The following is a 21637-nucleotide window of genomic DNA, read 5'->3' on the forward strand; positions in this document are numbered from 1 at the left end:
GGCCCCCATGAAGCACGTGATTTCCGTCCTCCTCGAGAACGAACCCGGCGCGCTGTCGCGCGTGGTGGGCCTGTTCTCCGCGCGGGGCTACAACATCGAGACCCTGACCGTGGCGCCCACCGAAGACGCCACGCTGTCGCGCATGACCATCGTCACGACCGGCTCGGATGAAGTCATCGAGCAGATCACCAAGCATTTGAACCGCCTGGTTGACGTGGTCAAGGTCGTGGACCTGACCGAAGGCGCCCACATCGAGCGCGAGCTGATGCTCGTGAAGGTGCGCGCGGTCGGCAAGGAACGCGAAGAGATGAAGCGCATGGCGGATATCTTCCGCGGCCGCATCATCGACGTGACCGACAAGTCCTACACCATCGAATTGACCGGGGTGCAGGAAAAAGTACAGGCCTTCCTGGAAGCCCTGGACCGCAGTGCCATCCTTGAAACCGTACGCACCGGCGTGTCCGGCATCGGCCGCGGTGAACGGATTTTGAAGATTTGACCGGCCTTCCAGGCCAAGCCGCACCCTACATCTGAACCCATCGAATATCCAAATACTGGAATCTGGAGCACAACATGAAAGTTTTCTACGACAAAGACTGCGATCTCTCCCTCATCAAAGGCAAGACCGTTGCCATCATCGGCTACGGTTCGCAAGGTCACGCGCATGCGCAGAACCTGCATGAATCGGGCGTGAAGGTCATCGTCGGCCTGCGCAAGGGCGGCGCTTCGTGGAACAAGGCCGCCAACGCCGGTCTGGAAGTCAAGGAAGTCGCCGAGGCCGTCAAGTCGGCCGACATCGTCATGATGCTGCTGCCCGACGAGAACATCGCTTCGGTCTACAACAAGGAAGTGCACGCCAACATCAAGGCGGGCGCCGCGCTGGCTTTCGCCCACGGTTTCAACGTGCACTACGGCCAGGTCGTGCCGCGCGAAGACATCGACGTCATCATGATCGCCCCGAAGGCCCCCGGCCACACGGTGCGCAACACGTACAAGCAAGGTGGCGGCGTGCCCCACCTGGTGGCCGTGTACCAGGACAAGTCGGGCGCTGCCCGTGACGTCGCTCTGTCGTACGCCAGCGCCAACGGCGGCGGCCGTGCCGGCATCATCGAAACCAACTTCCGCGAAGAAACCGAAACCGACCTGTTCGGCGAACAGGCCGTGCTGTGCGGCGGTACCGTCGAACTGATCAAGGCCGGTTTCGACACGCTGGTGGACGCCGGTTACGCGCCCGAAATGGCGTACTTCGAGTGCCTGCACGAACTGAAGCTGATCGTCGACCTGATCTACGAAGGCGGCATCGCCAACATGAACTACTCGATTTCGAACAACGCCGAATTCGGCGAGTACGAAACCGGCCCGAAGATCGTCACCGACGAAACCCGCAAGGCCATGCGCCAGTGCCTGACGGACATCCAGAACGGCGAATACGCCAAGCGCTTCATTCTGGAAAACGCCGCCGGCGCCCCGACGCTGACCTCGCGCCGCCGCATCAACGCGGAATCGCAGATCGAGCAAGTGGGCGGCAAGCTGCGCGCCATGATGCCCTGGATTGCCGCCAACAAGCTGGTGGACAAGTCCAAGAACTGATCCTGGCATCTGCGCGGGGCTTTGGCCCCGCGCGCACGGGTCGAAGCGGCATGCCTGCGAGGGCATGCCGCTTTTATTTTCGGAGTTGGGGGGCTTATCGAGCCAGGCATGGCCCTTGCTGCGGCCCGCTTGTCGGCTAGATGAGTTAACCTTTCAATGTCTGTCGTAAGTAATTGAGACTATGCCCAATTTTTCCATGCGCGATTCCGAGAACCGCCACCGAAGCATTTACCTGTTGCCCAATGCATTTACCACCGCGGCCTTGTTCGCGGGGTTCTATGCCGTGGTGCAGGCCATGAACAACCGCTTCGAGGTCGCCGCCATCGCCATTTTCGTGGCCATGGTGCTGGACGGCATGGACGGCCGGGTGGCTCGCCTGACCAATACGCAGTCTGCGTTCGGCGAACAATATGACTCGCTGTCGGACATGACCTCGTTCGGCGTCGCGCCGGCGCTGGTCATGTACGAATGGATATTGAACGACCTGGGCCGCTGGGGCTGGCTGGCCGCGTTCGTGTACGTGGCGGGCGCCGCGCTGCGCCTGGCCCGCTTCAATACCAATATTGCCGTGGTCGACAAGCGCTACTTCCAGGGGCTGCCCAGCCCGGCGGCGGCGGCGCTGGTGGCCGGCTTTGTGTGGCTGGCCGTGGACAACAAGCTGCCCATCCATGACAGTGTGATGGCCTGGGTGGCGTTCACGCTGACCATGTACGCCGGCATCACCATGGTGTCGAATGCGCCGTTCTTCAGTGGCAAGAGCTTTGCACTGGGTCGCAGCGTGCCGTTCTGGGGCATCTTGCTGGTGGTGGCGGTGTTCGTGTTCGTGTCCAGCGATCCCCCGGTGGTGCTGTTCGGCCTGTTCGTGCTGTACGGGTTTTCGGGCTGGGTCATCTGGGCCTGGCGCTGGAACCGCGCGCGCCGCCTGCAACAGGAACGCCGCAGCCAGTCGTCCTGATCCGGACGCCCGCACGAATGAAAAACCCGCCTGAAGGCGGGTTTTTCATGGGATGGCTTCAATGACGGGTCACCGCCACATGAAGCGGTCATCGTCATACATCGGGTCCGGCCCGGGATGGAAGTGGGTCATGGAATTGCCGTCGCGGCCCATGTACACATACATCAGGGAATTCCAGACGCCGCTTTCCTTGTAGCGGTAGGACCACACGACTTCGCGTTTTTCGCCCAGGCCGGCTTCTTCGATGCGGGCGGGCGGGCCGAATTCGCAGCGCACGCGGTCCGGCCCCCATTGGCCCTGTTCCAGCACCTTGAAGTGGGCGTCGGTCAGGAGCGGCAGGACGCGGTCGACCCGGCCGTCGGTGCCGACGTTGGCGCCCCAGGCGTACTGGCCCATGGGCTGTTGCGTCCAGATGACGCGGCGCCCGCCGCCGGCCTGCGGGCATTCGAAGTTGGGGGTGCCGAACTGGGCCTGCACGTCGGCCAGGGGCGTGCCGGGGGCGACCTGGGCAAGATTGGCGCAGGCAGCCAGGCTGGCCAGCGCGGCAGCGGCCAGGGTGATGCGGGCAAAGTTGTAACGTTTTGACATATTGTTGCTCCTCTTGCCGCCGGCAGGGGCGGGGGCGGTCGCTGGACAGGAGGCCTTGCGCCGCCACTGGGGTAATTCTAGCGAATCAGCTATAATCATCGAGCTTTATCGCGTGCATCGACTTTGCGTGGCAGTTTTGCAAGGTGACTGTGCACGATGCTTTGCGCCGGCAAGCTGCAGTGAGAACGCAATTAAAAGCTTGGCCAGCCGCGAATTTTTCCAAACCACGTCAGGGCGCCTCGGCCCTGTCGCATGTCCGAAGAGGTCATCAATGTCTGTAGCTGACATCAAGAAATCCGATATCGTTGCGCAGTTCCAACGCGCTCAAGGCGATACCGGCTCCCCCGAAGTTCAGGTGGCTCTGCTCACCGCCCGTATCAACGAACTGACCGGTCACTTCAAAGAACACATGAAGGACCATCACTCGCGCCGCGGTCTGCTGCGTATGGTCAGCCGTCGCCGCAAGCTGCTCGACTATCTCAAGGGCCGCAATCCCGATTCGTACCGCGCACTGATCGAAAAACTCGGTCTGCGCAAGTGATCGACGGGGCTGGCTCCCCATGACGCAACCGTGGTCGGTGCGACGTATGTCGCGACGGCCACGGTTTTTCATTTGTAAGGAATAATCGTCATGTTCAATAAAGTGACAAAATCGTTCCAGTACGGCCAGCATACGGTCGTCCTGGAAACTGGCGAAATCGCTCGCCAGGCCTCCGGCGCCGTTGTGGTGTCGATCGAGGACACCGTCGTCCTGGCCACTGTCGTGGCTTCCAAGAAGGCCAAGCCGGGCCAGACGTTTTTCCCGCTGACCGTCGACTACATCGAAAAGACCTACGCCGCGGGCCGTATCCCCGGTGGTTTCTTCAAGCGCGAAGGCAAGCCGTCCGAAAAGGAAACGCTGACCTCCCGCCTGATCGACCGTCCCCTGCGTCCGCTGTTCCCCGAAGACTTCTACAACGAAGTCCAGGTGGTCATCCACACGCTGTCGGTCAATCCTGAAATCGATCCCGACATCGCCGCCATGATCGGCGCCTCGGCCGCGCTGGCCATCTCGGGCATCCCGTTCAATGGCCCCATCGGTGCCGCCCGCGTGGGCTACATCGACGGCCAATACGCGCTGAACCCCACGGCTTCGCAGCTGAAGTCCTCGAAGCTGGACCTGGTGGTTGCCGGTACCGAAAACGCCGTGCTGATGGTGGAATCGGAAGCCCAACAGCTGTCCGAAGAAATCATGCTGGGCGGCGTGGTCTACGGCCACGAGCAGATGCAAGCCGTCATCAACGCCATTCACGAACTCGTGAAGGACGCCGGCAAGCCCGACTGGGACTGGCAAGCGCCTGCCAAGGACGAAGCCCTGATCGCCGCCGTGACCTCGGCTGCCCAGGAAGGCCTGAACGCCGCCTACCAGATCCGCGAAAAGCAAGCCCGCACCGCCAAGCTGCGTGAAGTGTCGGCCGACGTGTCGGCCAAGCTGGCCGCCGCCGCTGCTGAAAAGGGCGAGTCGCTGCCTGACGCCGTCACCGTCGACAACATCATGTTCTCGCTGGAATCGGCAATCGTCCGCGGCCAGATCCTGAACGGCGAGCCGCGTATCGACGGCCGTGACACCCGCACCGTGCGTCCGATCAGCGTGCGTCTGGGCGTGCTGCCCCGTGCACACGGCAGCGCCCTGTTCACCCGTGGTGAAACCCAGGCGCTGGTCGTGGCCACGCTGGGCACCAAGCAAGACGAACAGATCATCGACGCGCTCATGGGCGAGTACCGTGACCGCTTCATGATGCACTACAACATGCCTCCGTTCGCCACCGGCGAAACGGGCCGCATCGGTGTGCCCAAGCGCCGCGAAATCGGCCACGGCCGCCTGGCCAAGCGCTCGCTGATTCCGCTGCTGCCGGCCCCGGAAGACTTCCAGTACACCATCCGCATCGTGTCGGAAATCACCGAGTCCAACGGCTCGTCGTCGATGGCTTCGGTCTGCGGCGGCTCGCTGGCCATGATGGACGCTGGCGTGCCGGTCAAGGATCACGTGGCCGGCGTGGCCATGGGCCTGATCCTGGACGGCGGCAAGTTCGCCGTGCTGACGGACATCCTGGGTGACGAAGATCACCTGGGCGACATGGACTTCAAGGTCGCGGGCACCGAAAACGGCGTCACCGCACTGCAGATGGACATCAAGATCCAGGGCATCACCAAGGAAATCATGCAAGTGGCGCTGGCGCAAGCCCGCGAAGGCCGCCTGCACATCCTGGGCAAGATGAAGGAAGCGCTGGACGGTTCGCGTGGCGAGCTGTCGGCTTTCGCCCCGCGCATGCTGACCATCAAGATCAACCCCGAGAAGATCCGTGACGTGATCGGCAAGGGCGGCGCCACCATCCGCGCGCTGACCGAAGAAACCGGCACCCAGATCGACATCTCCGACGACGGCACGATCGTGATCGCCAGCGTCGACGAAGCGCAGGCCAAAGAAGCCCAGCGCCGCATCGTCGAGCTGACCGCCGACGTCGAAGTGGGCCAGATCTACGAAGGTTCGGTCCTGCGTCTGCTGGACTTCGGCGCCATCGTGCAAGTGCTGCCGGGCCGCGACGGCCTGCTGCACATCTCGGAAATCGCCAACTACCGCATCGCGAACATCAACGATGTGCTGAAGGTCGGCCAGCAAGTCCGCGTCAAGGTCATCGAGGCCGACGACAAGGGCCGCCTGCGCCTGTCCATCAAGGCCATCGGCGGCATCGAGCAGCAGCAAGCCGCTGCCGCGCCCGAAGCAGCCCCGCAAGCCGAATCGCAAGCCGAATAAGGCCTGCTGCAAGCTTGTCGAGAACGGCGCCGCAAGGCGCCGTTTTTTATTGCCCGCGCGGGGCTGATTCATCTTCTTTCGTCTTGGTATCTCCGGCATCTCCCATCTTCGCGTGCCTTACGGTAAAGTCTTGCGCGTACGAGACGAGCGCCGACGCCGGCGACAGGCCGGCAAGGCGCCAGACAGGGGGATCGGGATGGATCGGGCATGACGCGATGGCAAGGACCCTGGGCGGGCGCAGCGCTCGCATTGCTGGGCGCCGCGTTGCTGACAGGCTGCATGTCCAGCCCGGGCCCCGGCCAGGGGTCCCCCAAGGGCGAAGGCATGTCGGCGGACCAGCTGGTCCAGACCGATTTCAACCGTACCGTCACGCTGGAAGTGCGCGACAACCTGGCCAGCCTGTACAGCCTGCTGGACAAGCTGTACCGCCGCAATCCGCGCGAATGGCGCAAGACGGGCGCGCCGGATCATGCGACCGCGGTGTCGCGGGTCAAACATGCCATCGAAGTGCGCATCCCGCCGGCCGACCTGGCGGGCCTGCACGACATCCAGATCCTGGCGGTGTCGCTGGACCCGAACTATTCCGGGGACCGGGTGGGAGCCTTCATCTACGGCCTGGCCGACACCATCATCGCGGCCCACAACGGCAAGACCCGGCTGTATGCCACCGACGCGCTGGACGGACAGCGGGTCTACAATGCCGCACGGAACGTCGAGGCGGCGGCCTGGCTGCTGGCGTCGCGGCGCAACAACCAGGGTGAGCCCTTGCTGCTGGCCAACGAGATGTCGCAGACGGCCACCAACCTCAGTTTCGAACGTGAGTTCGGCGCCATCATCGGCCGTCTCGACCTGATCGCCAATCTGCTGGGCGAGAACTCGCGGCGCATCGGCATCAACTATGCGCAAGGCCTGTTGCTGTTCAATTTCCTGCCAGTGCGCTAAACGGGATTTTCCATCGTGATCGATATCGCTTCCATCCAGACCGCCCGCGAGAACCTGCGTGGCCAGGTGCTCAAGACCCCGTTCACGCTGTCGCGGACCCTGTCCGACATTTTCGGTGCCGAAATCTGGCTGAAATTCGAGAACCTGCAGTTCACCGCCAGCTTCAAGGAGCGCGGCGCGCTGAACCGCATGCTGACGCTGTCCGAAGACGAACGCCGCGCGGGCGTCATCGCAGTGTCGGCCGGCAACCATGCGCAGGGTGTGGCCTACCACGCGCAGCGCATGGGCGTGCCCGCCGTGATCGTGATGCCGCGCTTCACGCCCACCGTCAAGGTCGCCAACACGCGCCGCTTCGGCGCCGAAGTCGTGCTGGCGGGCGATACCTTCGATGACGCCAAGGCGCATGGCTACGAGCTGGCCCAGCAGCGCGGGCTGATCATGATCCATCCGTATGACGACGAAGCCGTCATTTCGGGGCAGGGCACCGTAGCCCTGGAAATGCTTGAAGATCAGCCGCAACTGGACACGTTGGTCATCGCGATTGGCGGCGGCGGCTTGATCTCGGGCATCGCCACCGCGGCCAAGGCGCTCAAGCCGGGCATCGAGATCATCGGCGTGCAGACCGAACGCTTCCCGGCCATGTATGCCGCGGTCAAGGGCGTGTCCATGCCGCAGGGCCAGTACACCATTGCCGAAGGCATCGCCGTGAAGTCGCCCGGCGCGCTGACGCAGCCCATCGTGGCCAAGCTGGTCGACCACATCGAGCTGGTCAGCGAGGCCGACATCGAGCACGCCATCGTGGTGCTGCTGGAAATTGAAAAGACCGTGGTCGAAGGCGCCGGCGCGGCCGGGCTGGCGGCCCTGCTGCGCGCGCAAGAAGCGGGCAGCGAGCAGTTCAAGGGCAAGCGCATCGGCCTGGTGCTGACGGGCGGCAACATCGACCCCCTGATGCTGGGCGAACTGATCGAACGCGGCATGGTGCGCGCGGGGCGTCTGGCCCGCATCCGCGTGGATCTACGCGACCTGCCGGGCGCGCTGGCGCATGCCACCAAGCTGATCGCCGATGCGCAGGCCAACATCACCGAAGTGCATCACCAGCGCGCATTCACGTCGCTGCCGGTGCGCAATGTGGAAGTGGACTTCGTGCTGCAGACGCGCGGGCCGGAACATATCCAGGAAGTGATCGATATCCTGAATGCAGCCGGTTTCGCGGCCAGCAATCACGACCATTGACGCGGCGCGGCGGCGCGCGCCGCGTGGCGTCTCAGCGGGCGCTTAGTTCCGGATCACGCCCCACCTGATTCTTCAGGCGGTATAGGCGTTCGCGGTGCAAGGTCGTGGCCAACGGTTCCGGTTCGCGTCCCAGCGCGATGTAGTCCGCGGGGATCTGCGCGATGGCCTCGCGCATGCGGCCGGCGTCGTCCTGCCACCACTGCGCCAGCATGCGATCCGGGTTGTACACGTCCAGCCCCTGGCGGCGTAGTTCAGAACGATTGAAATCCTTCAGGTTCCAGGTCAGCACCTGCACGACAGGCGTCTTGGCCAGGCCGCAACGCGCGCGCCGCGCCAGTCCGGCCGCGATGACGTGAAAGTCCTTGGGGTCGCTGTAGCGCAGCGAGGCCTCGTAGACCTGCGTGTCGGCCTCGTTGGCCGTTGGAAAGCGCGCGTTCATCTCGGCCCAGAATTCATCCAGCACTTCCGGCGGAATGTCCCAGATGCGCGAGGCGTTGCGGCGCCATTCCTCGCCGATGCGCTCCGTCCAGACGGGCGCGAACACGCCGGCATCGGCCAGGCGCAACAGCAGACGCCGCAGGATGCCGGACATGAGGACGCAGGCATCCAGGACGATGAAGGGGGGAGTGGGGGCGGTCAAGGTGGGCAAGTCGCCGCGGCCGGCGCGGGTGTGCCCGGGCCTGCTTGGCGGTAGGGCGTCAGAAGGTCGAGGCAGAAGAATAATAGTTTTTCTCGTACCGTGCGCGGGACAAGGGACAAGGGACAAGGGGCAAGGGGCACGTGGCTCCGGTCCCGCCATGTAATACGGTGAAATCGGTCTTTGGTTGCCAGGAGATGCGGCCGTCCAATCACGCCATGGTTATAGAGATAATCGCTACGACAAAATGAATGAGCTGGTTCCGGGCGTGAGGATGAGCTGCCGGTGTTGTTATAAAAACAGCGAGGAAATCAGGCGTGAAAAGAATCTTGGGTCTGGCGGTATTGGCGTCCTTGAGCGGGTGCAACTTGCTGCCGATGGAACACACTTTGAGTTCCCTGCGCGGGAAGCCGGTAAGTAAAGTAGTGGCGTCGTTGGGGAACCCTCAGTCTGTCATTCGATTGACGGCTCCGGAGCCCGCCAGGCCTCTAGCGGCAGCAGGCACCGGCACAGGGCCGGGAGCGGATTTGCCACTGGTACCCATCAATAACAGCAGCAACGGTAAGTCTCTGTGGTCCTGGACCTCGCCGGCCACGGAGCAATATCGTGCAATTCCCAGCCATGCCGTCGTATACAGGGAGTCTGACAAAGGTCGAACCTCGTATTCAGAAACCCGCTACACCTATGAACCCGCTGGCAGTGCATCGTGCACGATGGAACTGGTGGTGGGCGACGACGGAATTATTTATGGCTACGACATTCATACCAACGCAAGAAGCACCTGCGAGTGGTTTCAGTTTCAGTTGCCGGCATGGTAAAGCGGGTGGGCTGCAACAGGTGATATTCAACACTGATTATCAGGCAGGGAAAACATGAAAGTATGGCTGAGCATTGCGATGGGCGGCGTGCTCGCGGGATGTGCATGGCTCCATCCCATGGAGAACACGCTGAGTGCTTTGCATGGCAAACCGGTGAGCCAAGTGGCCTGGCAACTGGGGCCACCCAACTCCAAGTTGTACTTGAATCCCTTGTTTGCGGGGTCGCCAGACGATCCGGACAAGGGGGCGACAGTCTGGTCATGGACGTCGCGCCCCTATGTGTACAACGCCGCTTCCCAATCACCCGGCTTCTCGACGAGCATGGCGCCGTTGGTGTGCGTCATTCGTTTGACGGTGAATGGAGAGGGCATCATTTATGCATCCCGGGTCCAAGCGGACGATCGGGCCGCGTGCGAGGACTTCAGGGCCAAGCTGCGCCGTGTGGGCGCTGACGCGTGATTACGCGGAGAGGGTGGTGCCCGAGACCGGAATCGAACCGGTACGGCCTTGCGGCCGAGGGATTTTCTTACCACTTCGGCTTTCGCCGCCAGCGCGTGAGCGCTGTTCGTGGTCTGGAGCACGCCTTCACCATAGCCTTGCGGCCTTAGGTGCCCGCCGTCTGCTCTCTACACCTTCCCGGTTCTTTCAAACCGGGCTTGGCTCGGCGTTGGCTCGGAACAGGTCCAGGGCATTCGCCGAGTTTGACGGGCTACACCTTTGGAGTTTCCTCCAAAGGGCTCAAATTAGTTCAAGTCCCTTGTGTCTACCAATTTCACCACTCGGGCATTGCGGCCCCAAGGCGGGGCGGCAATGGGATATGTTGCGCGTCCTGTGGACGCGGGCGATATCCGGCGGGCGTGACTATACCACTTGGGACCGGCGGTTCCGCCCTGGAGCGCGTTCGCCAGGGGAAATCACGCAATGAACTGGACCGATTGGCGGGGCCGTTCGTCGACGCTGAGGCTGAACACGTCGGGCCGCGCGTAGTGGCCGACCACGTCGAAGTCGTAGCGGGCGCGCACCAGTTCGTCGACGTCGACCTGGGCGGTCAAGAGGCCTGTCTGGCCGTGCAAGGGGCCGGCCAACACGTCGCCCAGCGGGCCGACGATGAGCGAGCCGCCATTGATGAGGGGGCGCTTGGGGTCCCATCCCGGCACGTCCAGTCCCAGCTCGGCCGGCGAGGGCTGTACCTGGCACGCGCTGATGACGAAGCAGCGGCCTTCGTGGGCGATGTGCCGCATCGAGCATTGCCAGATGTCGCGCTCGTCGACCGTGGGGGCGCACCAGATCTGTACGCCTTTCGCGTACATGGCGGTGCGCAGCAGCGGCATGTGGTTTTCCCAGCAGATGGCGCCGCCGATGCGGCCGGCGGCGGTATCCAGCACGGGCAGGGTGGAGCCGTCGCCTTGGCCCCAGATCAGGCGTTCGGTGCCGGTGGGCATCAGTTTGCGGTGCTTGGCGGCCAGGCCCTTGGCGGGGTCGAAATACAGGGCAGTGCAGTACAGCGTGCTGCCGGCGCGTTCGATGACGCCGATCACCAGGCTGGCGCCGGTGCGTTGCGACAGGGCGGCCAGGGCGTCGGTTTCGGGGCCGGGCACGTCGATGGCGTTTTCGTAATAGCGGGCGTAGGCCTCGCGGCCTTCGGGCAGGCGATAGCCCAGGCGGGTGCCGAAGATCTCGCCCTTGGGGTAGCCGCCCAGCAGGGCCTCCGGCAGCACGACCAGTACCGCGCCGGACGCGGTGATGTCGGCCTCGAAGGCCAGGATCTGTTCGAGGGTTTTCTCTTTGCCTTCGGGTGAAGCGCCGATTTGCAGTGCAGCGACGGTCTGGGCGGTCATGCGGGTTCCTTGGCGTGGGGGGATGCCACCAGTGTCGGGGCGAGCCTAAAATCAATCAATCCCGCTTGAAGATAAATGATATGAGCCAGATTGATATCGAATCGACCGACCTGAACCTGCTCAAGGTATTCGAGGCGATCTATGACGAGGGCGGCGCGGGCCGCGCGGCGCTGCGGCTGGGCGTGACGCAATCGGCCGTCAGCGCGGCGCTGGCGCGGCTGCGCACGTTGTATGCGGACCCGCTGTTCGTGCGCACCGGCCGCGGCCTGTCGCCCAGCCTGCGGGCGCGTGAACTGCGGCCGATCATCGGCGAGGCGCTGGACAAGTGCCGCCAGAGCCTGTCGCTGGCTCGGCCGGGCGCGGCAGGCTTCGCCGGGCGCTCAGTGACGCTGGGGCTGTCGGACGATTTCGAGATTGCGCTGGGCCACGCCGCGATCACCGCGCTGGAACAGGCCGCGCCCGGATTGCGTCTGATCTTTCGACAGACGCACAGCCGGCTGGCGGCGGACATGTTGATGGCGCGCGAGGTCGACCTGGTGATTGCGTCCGGCGGCCTGATCGCGCCGGCCCTGCAACGGGTGACGGTCGGGCAGGGTGGCTATGCCTGCCTGGTGGATGGGGCCAGCCTGGCGCCGGGCGAGACGGCCTTGACCGTCGAGGCGTTCACGCGGCGTCCGCACGTGCTGGTGTCGTCCGGCGGCTTCATCGGCGTGGTGGACGAGGTGCTGCACGGCATGGGGCAGACGCGGCGGGTGTTGGCGGCCACCACGCATTTCGCGGCGTTGCCGTTCCTGATGAAGGGCGGCGATGCGCTGGCGACCTTGCCGGCCCACGCGGCGCGCGGCCTGGCAGCGGTGACAGGGCTGCGGCGGCTGCCGTGTCCCATCGCCATGCCGGGCTACGCGATTGAAATGGGCTGGCGCGCCGACGCGTTGCGGGATGAAGCCGTGGCCATCGCCCGGCGTTGTCTGCTGGGCCTGCTGGAAAACTACGACTGGCTATGAGACGGGCGCATGCAGAGCGCCACCCGTCTCGCTCATTTGCGGCCGAACAGACGTCCCAGCAGGCCGCGCGACGCGGTGGCCGCCTGGTCCGCCGCCCGCGCGTTTTCCAGCGACAGTTCCTGATATTGCGGCTTGCCGTTCTGCTGATAGGCCGCCGCGGCCTGGCGAAAGGCGGATGCGGATTCGGCATGGCGTTTCATGGCGCCGTAGATCTCGCCGCGCGAATACAAGGCCCAGTCGCGGTATTCGGGGTCCATCGCGACCAGGCGGTCGCAGGCCGCCAGCGCGTCGTCGTGGCGGCGGGCGGCGATCAGGGCGTTGACATAGTCGGCCTGCAGCATGCTGTTGTCGGGCCAGCGCTGCAAGGCGCGTTCGCCGTCGGCCGCGGCCTCGGCGCCGCGTTCCAGCCCGATCAGCGCATCGATGCGCACACGGCGCCATTTCACCCAATCCGGGTCCAGCGTGATGGCGACTTCCGACAAGGGCAGGGCTTCGCGGTGGCGTTCCAGGCGGACGAGCATGTCGGCCGCGTTGCCGGGCAGAAAGTCGTCGTTCGGCGCCAGTTCATAGCCTTGCAGGTAATAGGCCAGCGCTTGTTCCCAATGGCGTTGGTCGCGCTGCGCGTTGCCGGCCACGAACAGCAGCTGGGCATCGCCGCTGGACAGGGGATCCAGATCGCCCAGTGCCTGTTCGGCCAGCTCGGGCTCACCGCTGCGCACATATTCGCGGGCCTGTTCCTTGCGGCCTTCCCAGCCGTTGTCCGATAGCGCGTCCAGTCGCCGCCACAACGGCCTGGCCTCGTCGGCGCGGCCCAGCCGGTGCAGCGAGCGGGCCTTGCCCTCAAGCGGCCAATCCCAGTCGGGCTCGCGGCGCAGCAGGCTGGTCCATTCCTCGACGGCGTCGGCGTGGCGGCCCATGGCCTGCAGGCAGGACGCCCGGTTGTGCTGGATGGCGTTCTGTTCGCCCAGGATGGCGCGCGACCGGTCGAACATCGCGATGGCCTTGTCCAGGTCGCCCAGGCGGCGATAGGTGTTGCCGGCGTCGTACATGAAGCGGCCATTGCCGGGGGCGAGCGCGACGGCGCGCTCGAAGTAGGGCACGGCCTCGGTATGGCGCCCGGCATTGGCCAGGTTGGATGCGATGTAGCAGTGCGGCGCCCCGGCCTGCGGCCGCTGCTGGATCGCGCGGGTCCAGCCGTCGATGGCGTCCTGCAGCCTTTCATCGTTGATCAGCACATAGGCCTCGGCCATCAGCAGGCCGTAGTGCGAGGGCATGCGCTGGCGGGCGTCGCGCAGGATGCGCCAGGCGGCCTCATGGTCGCCGTCGTCGTAGAGGGACGTGGCGCGTACGCGCAGGGCGTCGGCGCAGTGTGGGTCCAGCGCCAGCGCACGCGCCAGGTCGGCATCGCGCTCAGTCGGGGCGCCACGTTTGTCGTGGCAGCGGGCGCGAAGCGCCCACGTCAGGGCGACGTTGGGCTGTTCGCGCACCGCTTGTTTGCACAGGGCGAGCATCTGCGGGTGGTCATCGCCGTCGTCGGCGCGCAGGATGGATTCGATCAGGTTGGACATGCGGAATTCCTGGGGCGACGCGCCGCCAGGCGCGTCAGGGAGGGGCGAGGCGTGCGCGATCAGGGCGCCGCGGCGTGGCGGCATTTGTAGGGGCGGTCGGTGGCGGCGATGTCATCGCTGCCGCACTGCCATCGGCGGATGCCGCCGCCTTTGCGCTCGGTGCGAAGTTCGGGCAGATAGACCAGGTGCTTGCCGGCCAGGGTCGGTTCGCCGTCCGCGCTGGCCGGGCCGGCGATGGTGAAGCGCAGCACGCCGTTCACCGGATTCAGTTCCAGGTTCGAGAATCCGTTGGCGGCCAGCGATTCGCGCGTCACGCCCAGTTCCTGCAAGGTCGCGGCGTAGCGGCCGGCGCTGCGGTAATGGTTTTCCGCCAGCATCCTGACCGGGTCCGATACCAGGTCCAGCCGCCGTACGTCGGCCGCCAAAGGGCTGTCGGCCTCTTGCTTGCCCAGGGTCAGCGCAGCCAGCACGAAGCCGCCCAGCACCAGCACGGCCGCGCCTGCGGCGAACAGCAGGAACTTGCCGAAGCCGGTGACCGACCGCGCCTGCCCCAGAGCGGCCAGCACTGCCCGCGGATCGGCCTGGCTGGACACCACATAGGTGCCGGCGGCCCAGTTGTGCATGGCGCGATCGCCGAAGATGGCTTGCTGGATGTGATGGAACAGGCCGGGCAGCGCCAGGTTCAACGGAAACTTCATCAGGTGCCGCCAGAGAGATCGAAGCAGGCCGGGGCTTTGTCCGCTGCGCGTCACCACGCGCTGCTTGAACAGCCGCTTGCCGGGCGAACCCGCGCCCCAGGCGTCCATCAGGGCTGGCAGCAGCAGGCCGATCAGCCCGGCCAGCAGCGGCACTACCCCGGGACGCGGTTGACCCAGCAGCGCTTCATAGCTGAGCGAGGCGGCCGACGAGAACGCGAACATGGCCGTGATCATCGTGGCCGCATCCACCACGCTGGCCATCAGCCGGGGCCAGATGCCGGGAAAGGGCGGCACGGCCTTGGCATAGGTGGCTTTGGCGGCCGCGGGGGGCGCCGTCGGTACCGGCAACGGTGCACGGCAACTGAAGCATTGGGTATGAGAGGCCGGGTTCTGCCAATTGCATTGGGGGCACTGCATGGTCGGAGTCTTGTTCTGGTTGTGGGTGTCGGGTTGCCGATCGAGCGACAGCCGATCCGGCGTCCCGCGAGGCGACGGCCACGCGCAGTGTATCGGACCCGGGCGCGGCCGGCTGGGGAAAACCCCGATCCCTGTCCGCGCCGCCAACGCGGGACACTTCCCGCCATGAAGCGTCCCACACCCGCCCCACCTCATCCCCGCGACATCGACCCGGTTTCCCTGCGCCTGTTCCTGGCGGCGCTGGAAGAGGGCAGCCTGGCCCGCGCCGCGGCGCGCGAGAACATCGTGCCGTCGGCGGTCAGCAAACGCATGATCGAGATGGAAGAAGCGTTTGGCGTGCCGTTGCTGGCGCGCGGCGTGAAGGGCGTGCAGGCCACGCCCGCCGGCCAGGGGCTGGCGGGCCACGCCCGGCTGCTGTTGCAGCAGATGGACCGCATGCACCGCGAGATGGCGGGCTTTGCCACCGGCGTGCGCGGCCGCATCCGGCTGGCGGCCAGCGTGGCGGCGCTGTCGGGCGACCTGCCGGCGCAGATCCAGTCGTTTCGCCGGGCCTATCCGCAGATCGAGATCGCGCTGGAGGAAAGCACCACGCAGCAGGTCTTCCACGAAGTGCTGGAAGGGCGCGCCGACGTGGCGGTAGGGTCGGACTTCGGCCACGACGGCCTGCAAGTGTTTCCCTGCGGCTATTGCGAACTGGCGGCCGTGGTGCCCGCGCGGCATCTGCTGGCCGACAGCGAGATCCTGGACTATGCCCAGTTGCTGCCGTATGAGTTGATCGAGCTGAACCGCGACAACGGCATCAGCGCGGTGTTCGAGCGCGCTGCGCAAGAGGCCGGCGTCAGCCGCCGCATCAGTGCGCGCGTGAGTTCGCACGAGACCATCTGCAACCTGGTGGCGCGCGGCATGGGCGTGGCGGTGGTGCCCATGTATCTGAAGCCGCGCCATGCCAGCCAGGACATCTGCTTCATCGCCTTGTCCGGCCCCTGGTCCGGCACGCCGTTGTGCATTGCGGTGCGCGAACTGGACGCCTTGCCGCCCGCGGCACGTGCGCTGCTGGCCCATCTGGGGGCCGTGCCCAAGCCTTAGCTTGTAGTCCGCCGAACTGTAGTGCGCCGAAATGTGCTGCGCTGCAAGATACCTTGCCCCCATGGCCTAGGGCTAACCCGGACGTTCCCAAACGAGAATGCCCCGGTGCTGAAAGACCGCTTTTCCGAACCTGCGCCGGTCGCGATGATGGCTGCGTACCGGCCCCTGGGCATGACCCGCGGCCTCAGTCCACGGCGAGAGGAAATGTTGATGACAGCAGCACCGGCTTCACCCTTCATGGACAGCAGCGAACTGCCCCTGCGCGGCATCAAGGTGCTGGAGTTGTCCCACATGATCATGGGGCCCGCCGCCGGCCTGGCGCTGGCGGACCTGGGCGCCGAAGTGATCAAGGTGGAACCCATCGACGGCGACCGCACGCGCCGCCTGAAGGGCTCGGGCAGCGGCTACTTTCCGGTCTTCAACCGCAACAAGCAAAGCCTGTCCATCGACCTGAAGTCCGCCGAAGGGCAGGCACTGGCGCGCCAGCTGGCGCTGCAGGCGGACATGGTGGTGGAGAACTTTCGCGACGGCAGCCTGGCGCAGTACGGGCTGGACTACGAGAGCCTGTCGGCCGAGAACCCCGGGCTGATCTACGTGTCGCTCAAGGGCTTCCTGTCGGGGCCCTACAAGCATCGCACCGCGCTGGACGAGGTGGTGCAGATGATGGGCGGGCTGGCGTACATCAATGGCGGCGCCGATACGCCGCAGCGCGTGGCGGCGTCGGTCAACGACATCCTGGGCGGCACCTTCGGCGTGGTGGGCGCGCTGGCCGCGCTGCACGATCGCCATGCCACCGGGCGCGGCCGCCATGTGCGTTCGGGCCTGTTCGAGAACAACCTGCTGCTGGTGGCGCAGTTCATCGCGCAGTTCCAGTTGACCGGTACGGCGCCCAAGCCTTTCGGCGCCGAGCGCAAGCCGCCATGGGGCGTGTACGACGTGTTCGAGACGGCCGATGGCCGGGTCTTCGTGGCCGTGGTGGGCGATGCGCAATGGCGCAATTTCGCGCAGAAATTCCTGCCGCCTGAATGGGCCGCCGACCCGCGCCTGGCGACCGCCGTGGACCGCGAGGCGGCGCGCTCGTGGCTGGTGCCTGGCGTGGGTGAAATCCTGAAGACCTGGAAGACCGACGCGCTGTGCGCCGCGCTGGAGGCTGCGAATCTGTCGTACGGCCCCATCCGCCAGCCGCACGACCTGCTGCAGGACGAACACCTGAACGCCGGAGGCGCACTGCTGGCCACGGTCTTGCCGGACGGCGGCGAGATCGCGGCCGCCGCCTTGCCCATCGAGTTCGATGGGCAGAAGGCGGGCAAGCGTTCCGATCCGCCCGCACAGGGCCGCCATACCGAAGCCATCCTGCGGGGGCTGGGCCTGGATGCCGCGCGCATCGAGGCCTTGCACACGGCGGGAATCATCCGTTGCGAAGGCCGATGAACAGGTCGTAGAACCTGTCCCCGTCGAGGCGGCGCAGACCGCCAAGACATCCATCAAAGAGGAGACTATCCGATGATCCGCAAACTCTTGGCGGTGGCCAGCCTGGCCGTCGCATGCGCGGCGCACGCGCAGGACTATCCCAACAAACCCATCCGCATCATCATTCCGTCGACGCCGGGCGGCGGCACCGACTATATCGGGCGGCTGATGAGCAACAAGCTGCACGAACTGAACGGCTGGGCCGTGGTGCCCGAGAACAAGCCGGGCGCAGGCACCGCGCTGGGCCTGGCCGAAGCGGCCCGCGCGCCTGCCCAGGGCTATGACCTGGTGATCGGGCAGTCCGACAACGTCACCTTGATTCCGCTGCTGATGAAGGTGGCGTACGACCCGGTCAAGGACCTGGCGCCGGTGGCGCTGGTGGCGACCACGCCGATGGTGCTGCTGGTGTCCGAGAGTTCGCCCTACAAGACGCTGCCCGAGGTGATCGAGGCCGCCAAGAAGGACCCCAACAAGATGTCGTACGGCACGTCCGGCACGGGCGGCGGCGTGCACATCGCCATGGAGATGCTGCAGCACGAAGCCGGCTTCAAGATGCAGCACGTGCCCTACAAGGGATCGGCGCCGGCCTTGGCCGACCTGATGGGCGGACACCTGCAGTTCGCCGGGTCGTCGATCTCGTCGGCGGCATCGTTGATCAAGGCGGGCAAGGTGCGCGCGTTGGCCGTGACTTCGCCCAAGCGCAACCCGGCGCTGCCCGACGTGCCCACGGTGGCCGAGCTGGGCTACAAGGATTTCAGCGTGGTGACCTACTACGGCGTGCTGGCCCCGGCCAAGACGCCCGCCGACGTGGTGGCGCGGCTGAACGCCGATTTCAACAAGCTGCTGGCCCGCAAGGACGTGCAGGACGCCCTGGCGTCGCAAGGGCTGGAGACCGATCCCGTGTCCGCAGACCAGTTCGCTGCGCTGATCCGCTCGGATATCGGCAAGGCCCGCCAGACCATCGCCGCGGCCGGCATCGTGGTGCAGCAATAGCCGCGGCGCATTGAACAAGGAAACCATCATGGATCAGGAAGTCAGGCTGTGCGAGGTCGGCCCGCGCGACGGGTTGCAGATGGCGCGCGGCATGATGCCGGCTGCCGACAAGCTGCGCTGGATACGGCAGCTGGCCGCGGCCGGCTTGCGCGAGATCGAGGTGGGCAGCTTCGTCTCGCCCCGGCTGGTGCCGCAGATGGCCGATACGGGCCAGGTGCTGCCCGAAACGCTGGGCCTGGACGGCGTGACCGTGTGCGCGCTGGCCTGCAACCTGAAGGGCGCCATCGCGGCGTACGAGGCGGGCGCCCACGTGATCGCCATTCCGGTGTCGGTCAGCGACACGCACAGCCACGCCAACGTGGGCAAGGGCACGGACGCGCAGGTGCAGGCGGTGGCGGCCATGGTCGATTGGCTGCGGGCGCAGCCGCGGCCGGTGCGGGTGGACGCGGCCGTCGCCACGGCCTTTGGCTGTTCGATGGAAGGCGCGGTGCCGGTGCGGCGGGTGGCGCAGGTGGCCGCGGCGGTGGCGCGCGCCGGCGCCGACGAGATCGCCCTGGCCGACACGGTGGGCTATGCCCACCCGGCGCTGGTGCGCGATGCCGTGCGGGCCACGCAGGACGCCATCGGCGCAAGGCTGGTCAAGCTGCATCTGCATGACACGATGGGGCTGGGGCTGGCCAATGCGCTGGCCGGGCTGGACGAAGGCATCCGCGCGTTCGACGCCTGCCTGGGCGGCCTGGGCGGTTGCCCGTTCGCGCCGGGCGCGTCGGGCAACATCGTCACCGAAGACCTGGTGTTCATGCTGGAAAGCATGGGCTACCGGACCGGCGTGGACCTGGGCCAACTGCTGGCCGCGCGCGACCTGCTGGCGACGTCGTTGCCCGAGGAAACCTTGCGCAGCGGCGTGGCGGCGGCGGGAATACCGAAAACCTACGCGGCGATTGCCTCGGCTTCGCGCCGCTGACCGAAGATGAACACGTGGTGGTATTTGTCGCGCATGGGATGGCGCGAGTGGACTACCCCGGGGATCGGCGGCACGATCGGCGTGAACAGCCCCAGGGCGTCGATGTGCACCGGGAACGGCGCGCGTTCGGGCGTGTCGTTGTAGCCCAGCACCAGCAGGCCGCCGGGCTTGAGCACCGCGTGGCACTGCTGCAGCATGCGTTCGTAGCCGGCCGGGTCGTTCAGGCCATAGCCGATCAGGCCGTTGGCTACCACCACATCGAAAAAGCCAGGTTCGTAGAACGCCGCCATCTCGGTGGCGCTGCCCGTCAGGTGCCGGCCGGGCACGCCGTAGCGAGCCTGCGCGGGGTCCATGTCCAGGGAATGGAATTGCGGCTTGAGCAGCCGGGGGTAATGCCAGGTGTATTCGCCCATGCCCAGGAACAGGCAGCGTCCCGGGCCTTGCGGGCCATCGGCCAGGTGGTTCAGGTAGCCGAATACCTGCTGTTCGAGAAATGCCCGATTGGGCGCCCGCAAGGGAAATTGCACGCCGCAGCGCGCCGCCAGCGCGGGAGACAGGCGAAACAAACCTGACTTCAATGCGTCTTTCAGTTTGGGCATGGTCAACCTGGCTGTATCGCCGGTTTTTTTGCCGGGCTTGCCACCGCTGCCGCCCGGAATGCGCCGATCTTAGACGAATTCCGTTTCGTTCAGGAGTTGTTCAGCTGTTAACAAAAAACAGCCTGATGAAGTGCAAGTTTGCTTGCACGCCTCGCGCCCGGGAGATGGGGGAGGGGGTGGCGGAAGCGGTGGGATTCGAACCCACGAAGGGTTTAACCCCTTGCCGGTTTTCAAGACCGGTGCAATCGACCACTCTGCCACGCTTCCTGGTGTTGCAATGTACTGCTGCTGCGGCGATCCGGCCGCCAGGCAAACACTCTGCCCGTTGAAAACGCGACCTGCCGTAAAGGGCGCAATAATAATCTATTTGCTGCGAAGGAGGCACGCGATGCACGCTGTAGAAATCTCCCGTCCGGGCGGCCCCGAGGTCCTGGTCCCCGTTGAACGCCCCACGCCCGAAGCCGGCAAGGGCGAAGTCCTGATCAAAGTCAGCGCCGCGGGCGTGAACCGCCCCGACGTGTTCCAGCGCAAGGGCAACTACGCCCCGCCGCCCGGCGCGTCCGACCTGCCGGGCCTGGAAGTGGCCGGTGAAATCGTCGGCGGCGACCTGGCCGGCAGCGGTTTCTCGGTGGGCGACAAGGTCTGCGCCCTGGTGGCCGGCGGCGGTTACGCCGAATACTGTGTCGCGCCTGCCGCCCAGTGCCTGCCCATTCCCAAGGGGCTGTCCGACATCGAAGCCGCCGGCCTGCCGGAAACCTACTTCACCGTCTGGAGCAACGTGTTCGACCGCGGCCGCCTGTCGGCCGGCGAGGCCTTGCTGGTGCACGGCGGCGCCAGCGGCATCGGTACCACGGCCATCCAGCTGGCGCGCGCGCTGGGCCACAAGGTCTACGCCACGGTGGGCAGCGACGATCGCGCCCGCGCCGTCGAAGCCCTGGGCGCCACCCTGGGCATCAATTACAAGACCCAGGACTTCGTCAAGGAAGTGAAGGACGCCACCGGCGGCCGCGGCGTCGACGTGATCCTGGACATGGTGGCCGGCGACTACATCGCCCGCGACATGCAGTGCCTGGCCGATGACGGCCGCATCGTCATCATCGCTCAGCTGGGCGGGGCCCAGGCCAATGTGGACACCAGCCAGGTCATGCGCCGCCGCCTGACCATCACGGGCTCCACGTTGCGTCCCCGACCCGTCGATTTCAAGGGCGCCATTGCCCAGGCGCTGCGCCAGCACGCCTGGCCCCTGCTCGAGCAGGGCGCCATCAAGCCCATCGTCCACGCCACCTTCCCGCTGGCCCAGGCCGCCCAGGCCCACGCCATGATGGAAAGCGGCGAGAACATCGGCAAAATCATCCTGACGATGTAAGAAACGCGCGGCGTCCGGCGCAGCGCCGCGCAACAGGATACAATCTCGGGTTTCGCCTGGAATTATTTCCAGGCCAG

General features: G+C 65.8%; 20 protein-coding genes and 1 tRNA gene. 14 read left to right on the plus strand and 7 right to left on the minus strand.

Annotation, left to right across the window (positions count from 1 at the left end; translation table 11 throughout):
• The first annotated feature begins 7 nt into the window (after nucleotides 1–7).
• The 3 genes from ilvN to pssA all read left to right on the plus strand — a co-directional run bounded on the left by ilvN (nucleotide 8) and on the right by pssA (nucleotide 2545).
• Nucleotides 8–499, plus strand: a complete 492-nt coding sequence (gene ilvN / locus HV798_RS00420) for an acetolactate synthase small subunit (RefSeq protein WP_006217868.1) — start codon at nucleotides 8–10, stop codon at nucleotides 497–499.
• A gap of 74 nt (nucleotides 500–573) precedes the next feature.
• Complete coding sequence (gene ilvC, locus HV798_RS00425; protein ID WP_175190887.1) at nucleotides 574–1590, plus strand: ketol-acid reductoisomerase; 1017 nt, start codon at nucleotides 574–576, stop codon at nucleotides 1588–1590.
• Between the two features lie 181 nt (nucleotides 1591–1771).
• Nucleotides 1772–2545, plus strand: a complete 774-nt coding sequence (gene pssA / locus HV798_RS00430; RefSeq protein ID WP_025136926.1) for a CDP-diacylglycerol--serine O-phosphatidyltransferase — start codon at nucleotides 1772–1774, stop codon at nucleotides 2543–2545.
• A gap of 69 nt (nucleotides 2546–2614) precedes the next feature.
• On the opposite strand, the gene HV798_RS00435 is transcribed toward pssA, so the two are convergent.
• The gene (locus tag HV798_RS00435; protein WP_175190888.1) at nucleotides 2615–3133 is read right to left on the minus strand and encodes a hypothetical protein; all 519 of its coding nucleotides are present in this window, start codon (nucleotides 3131–3133) and stop codon (nucleotides 2615–2617) included.
• 271 nt (nucleotides 3134–3404) lie between these two features.
• Here HV798_RS00435 and rpsO point away from each other — a divergent pair, with 271 nt between their 5' ends.
• From rpsO to HV798_RS00455, 4 genes are all read left to right on the plus strand, one after another.
• Complete coding sequence (gene rpsO / locus HV798_RS00440; protein ID WP_006223612.1) at nucleotides 3405–3674, plus strand: 30S ribosomal protein S15; 270 nt, start codon at nucleotides 3405–3407, stop codon at nucleotides 3672–3674.
• 90 nt (nucleotides 3675–3764) lie between these two features.
• Entirely contained in the window at nucleotides 3765–5927 is a 2163-nt protein-coding gene (gene pnp / locus HV798_RS00445) for a polyribonucleotide nucleotidyltransferase (RefSeq protein WP_175190889.1), read from the plus strand.
• A gap of 207 nt (nucleotides 5928–6134) precedes the next feature.
• Nucleotides 6135–6869 (plus strand): hypothetical protein, encoded by a 735-nt coding sequence (locus HV798_RS00450; RefSeq protein ID WP_175190890.1) that lies wholly within the window; start codon nucleotides 6135–6137, stop codon nucleotides 6867–6869.
• A gap of 15 nt (nucleotides 6870–6884) precedes the next feature.
• Nucleotides 6885–8102, plus strand: coding sequence for a threonine ammonia-lyase (locus HV798_RS00455; protein WP_175190891.1), 1218 nt, complete (start codon nucleotides 6885–6887; stop codon nucleotides 8100–8102).
• 31 nt (nucleotides 8103–8133) lie between these two features.
• Here the strand turns inward: HV798_RS00455 and HV798_RS00460 are convergent, their stop codons facing one another.
• Complete coding sequence (locus HV798_RS00460) at nucleotides 8134–8694, minus strand: PIN domain-containing protein (RefSeq protein WP_246288546.1); 561 nt, start codon at nucleotides 8692–8694, stop codon at nucleotides 8134–8136.
• Nucleotides 8695–9611: 917 nt separating this feature from the next.
• Here HV798_RS00460 and HV798_RS00465 point away from each other — a divergent pair.
• Complete coding sequence (locus HV798_RS00465) at nucleotides 9612–10016, plus strand: hypothetical protein (RefSeq protein WP_175190893.1); 405 nt, start codon at nucleotides 9612–9614, stop codon at nucleotides 10014–10016.
• A gap of 455 nt (nucleotides 10017–10471) precedes the next feature.
• Here the strand turns inward: HV798_RS00465 and HV798_RS00470 are convergent, their stop codons facing one another.
• The gene (locus HV798_RS00470; RefSeq protein WP_175190894.1) at nucleotides 10472–11395 is read right to left on the minus strand and encodes a carbon-nitrogen hydrolase family protein; all 924 of its coding nucleotides are present in this window, start codon (nucleotides 11393–11395) and stop codon (nucleotides 10472–10474) included.
• An 80-nt stretch (nucleotides 11396–11475) separates the two neighbouring features.
• Here HV798_RS00470 and HV798_RS00475 point away from each other — a divergent pair, with 80 nt between their 5' ends.
• The gene (locus HV798_RS00475; protein WP_175190895.1) at nucleotides 11476–12399 is read left to right on the plus strand and encodes a LysR family transcriptional regulator; all 924 of its coding nucleotides are present in this window, start codon (nucleotides 11476–11478) and stop codon (nucleotides 12397–12399) included.
• Nucleotides 12400–12431: 32 nt separating this feature from the next.
• Here HV798_RS00475 and HV798_RS00480 read toward each other — a convergent pair whose 3' ends face one another.
• Both HV798_RS00480 and HV798_RS00485 read right to left on the minus strand, forming a co-directional pair.
• Nucleotides 12432–13967, minus strand: a complete 1536-nt coding sequence (locus HV798_RS00480) for a tetratricopeptide repeat protein (RefSeq protein WP_175216319.1) — start codon at nucleotides 13965–13967, stop codon at nucleotides 12432–12434.
• A 59-nt stretch (nucleotides 13968–14026) separates the two neighbouring features.
• Nucleotides 14027–14959 (minus strand): RDD family protein, encoded by a 933-nt coding sequence (locus tag HV798_RS00485; RefSeq protein ID WP_246288533.1) that lies wholly within the window; start codon nucleotides 14957–14959, stop codon nucleotides 14027–14029.
• A 288-nt stretch (nucleotides 14960–15247) separates the two neighbouring features.
• Here HV798_RS00485 and HV798_RS00490 point away from each other — a divergent pair, with 288 nt between their 5' ends.
• The 4 genes from HV798_RS00490 (at nucleotide 15248) to HV798_RS00505 (ending at nucleotide 19595) form a co-directional block, all read left to right on the plus strand.
• Nucleotides 15248–16168 carry a LysR family transcriptional regulator gene (locus tag HV798_RS00490; protein WP_175190898.1) on the plus strand — a complete coding sequence of 307 codons (921 nt, stop codon included), beginning with the start codon at nucleotides 15248–15250 and terminating at the stop codon, nucleotides 16166–16168.
• Nucleotides 16169–16378: 210 nt separating this feature from the next.
• Nucleotides 16379–17599: a CaiB/BaiF CoA transferase family protein gene (locus tag HV798_RS00495; protein WP_175190899.1), complete on the plus strand. Its 1221-nt coding sequence runs from the start codon at nucleotides 16379–16381 to the stop codon at nucleotides 17597–17599.
• 72 nt (nucleotides 17600–17671) lie between these two features.
• Nucleotides 17672–18631, plus strand: a complete 960-nt coding sequence (locus tag HV798_RS00500; protein ID WP_175190900.1) for a Bug family tripartite tricarboxylate transporter substrate binding protein — start codon at nucleotides 17672–17674, stop codon at nucleotides 18629–18631.
• A gap of 28 nt (nucleotides 18632–18659) precedes the next feature.
• Entirely contained in the window at nucleotides 18660–19595 is a 936-nt protein-coding gene (locus tag HV798_RS00505; protein WP_175190901.1) for a hydroxymethylglutaryl-CoA lyase, read from the plus strand.
• Here the strand turns inward: HV798_RS00505 and HV798_RS00510 are convergent.
• Together HV798_RS00510 and HV798_RS00515 are read right to left on the minus strand one after the other, a co-directional pair.
• The gene (locus HV798_RS00510) at nucleotides 19562–20194 is read right to left on the minus strand and encodes a class I SAM-dependent methyltransferase (RefSeq protein WP_175190902.1); all 633 of its coding nucleotides are present in this window, start codon (nucleotides 20192–20194) and stop codon (nucleotides 19562–19564) included. The genes HV798_RS00505 and HV798_RS00510 overlap by 34 nt on opposite strands.
• A 177-nt stretch (nucleotides 20195–20371) precedes the next feature.
• A tRNA-Ser gene (locus tag HV798_RS00515) sits at nucleotides 20372–20461 on the minus strand.
• Nucleotides 20462–20582: 121 nt separating this feature from the next.
• On the opposite strand from HV798_RS00515, the gene HV798_RS00520 reads away from it, so the two are divergent.
• Nucleotides 20583–21560 carry an NAD(P)H-quinone oxidoreductase gene (locus HV798_RS00520; RefSeq protein WP_175190903.1) on the plus strand — a complete coding sequence of 326 codons (978 nt, stop codon included), beginning with the start codon at nucleotides 20583–20585 and terminating at the stop codon, nucleotides 21558–21560.
• Nucleotides 21561–21637 lie beyond the last annotated feature (77 nt).

This window comes from Achromobacter deleyi, from assembly GCF_902859705.1.
GTDB classification, from domain to species: domain Bacteria; phylum Pseudomonadota; class Gammaproteobacteria; order Burkholderiales; family Burkholderiaceae_B; genus Achromobacter; species Achromobacter deleyi.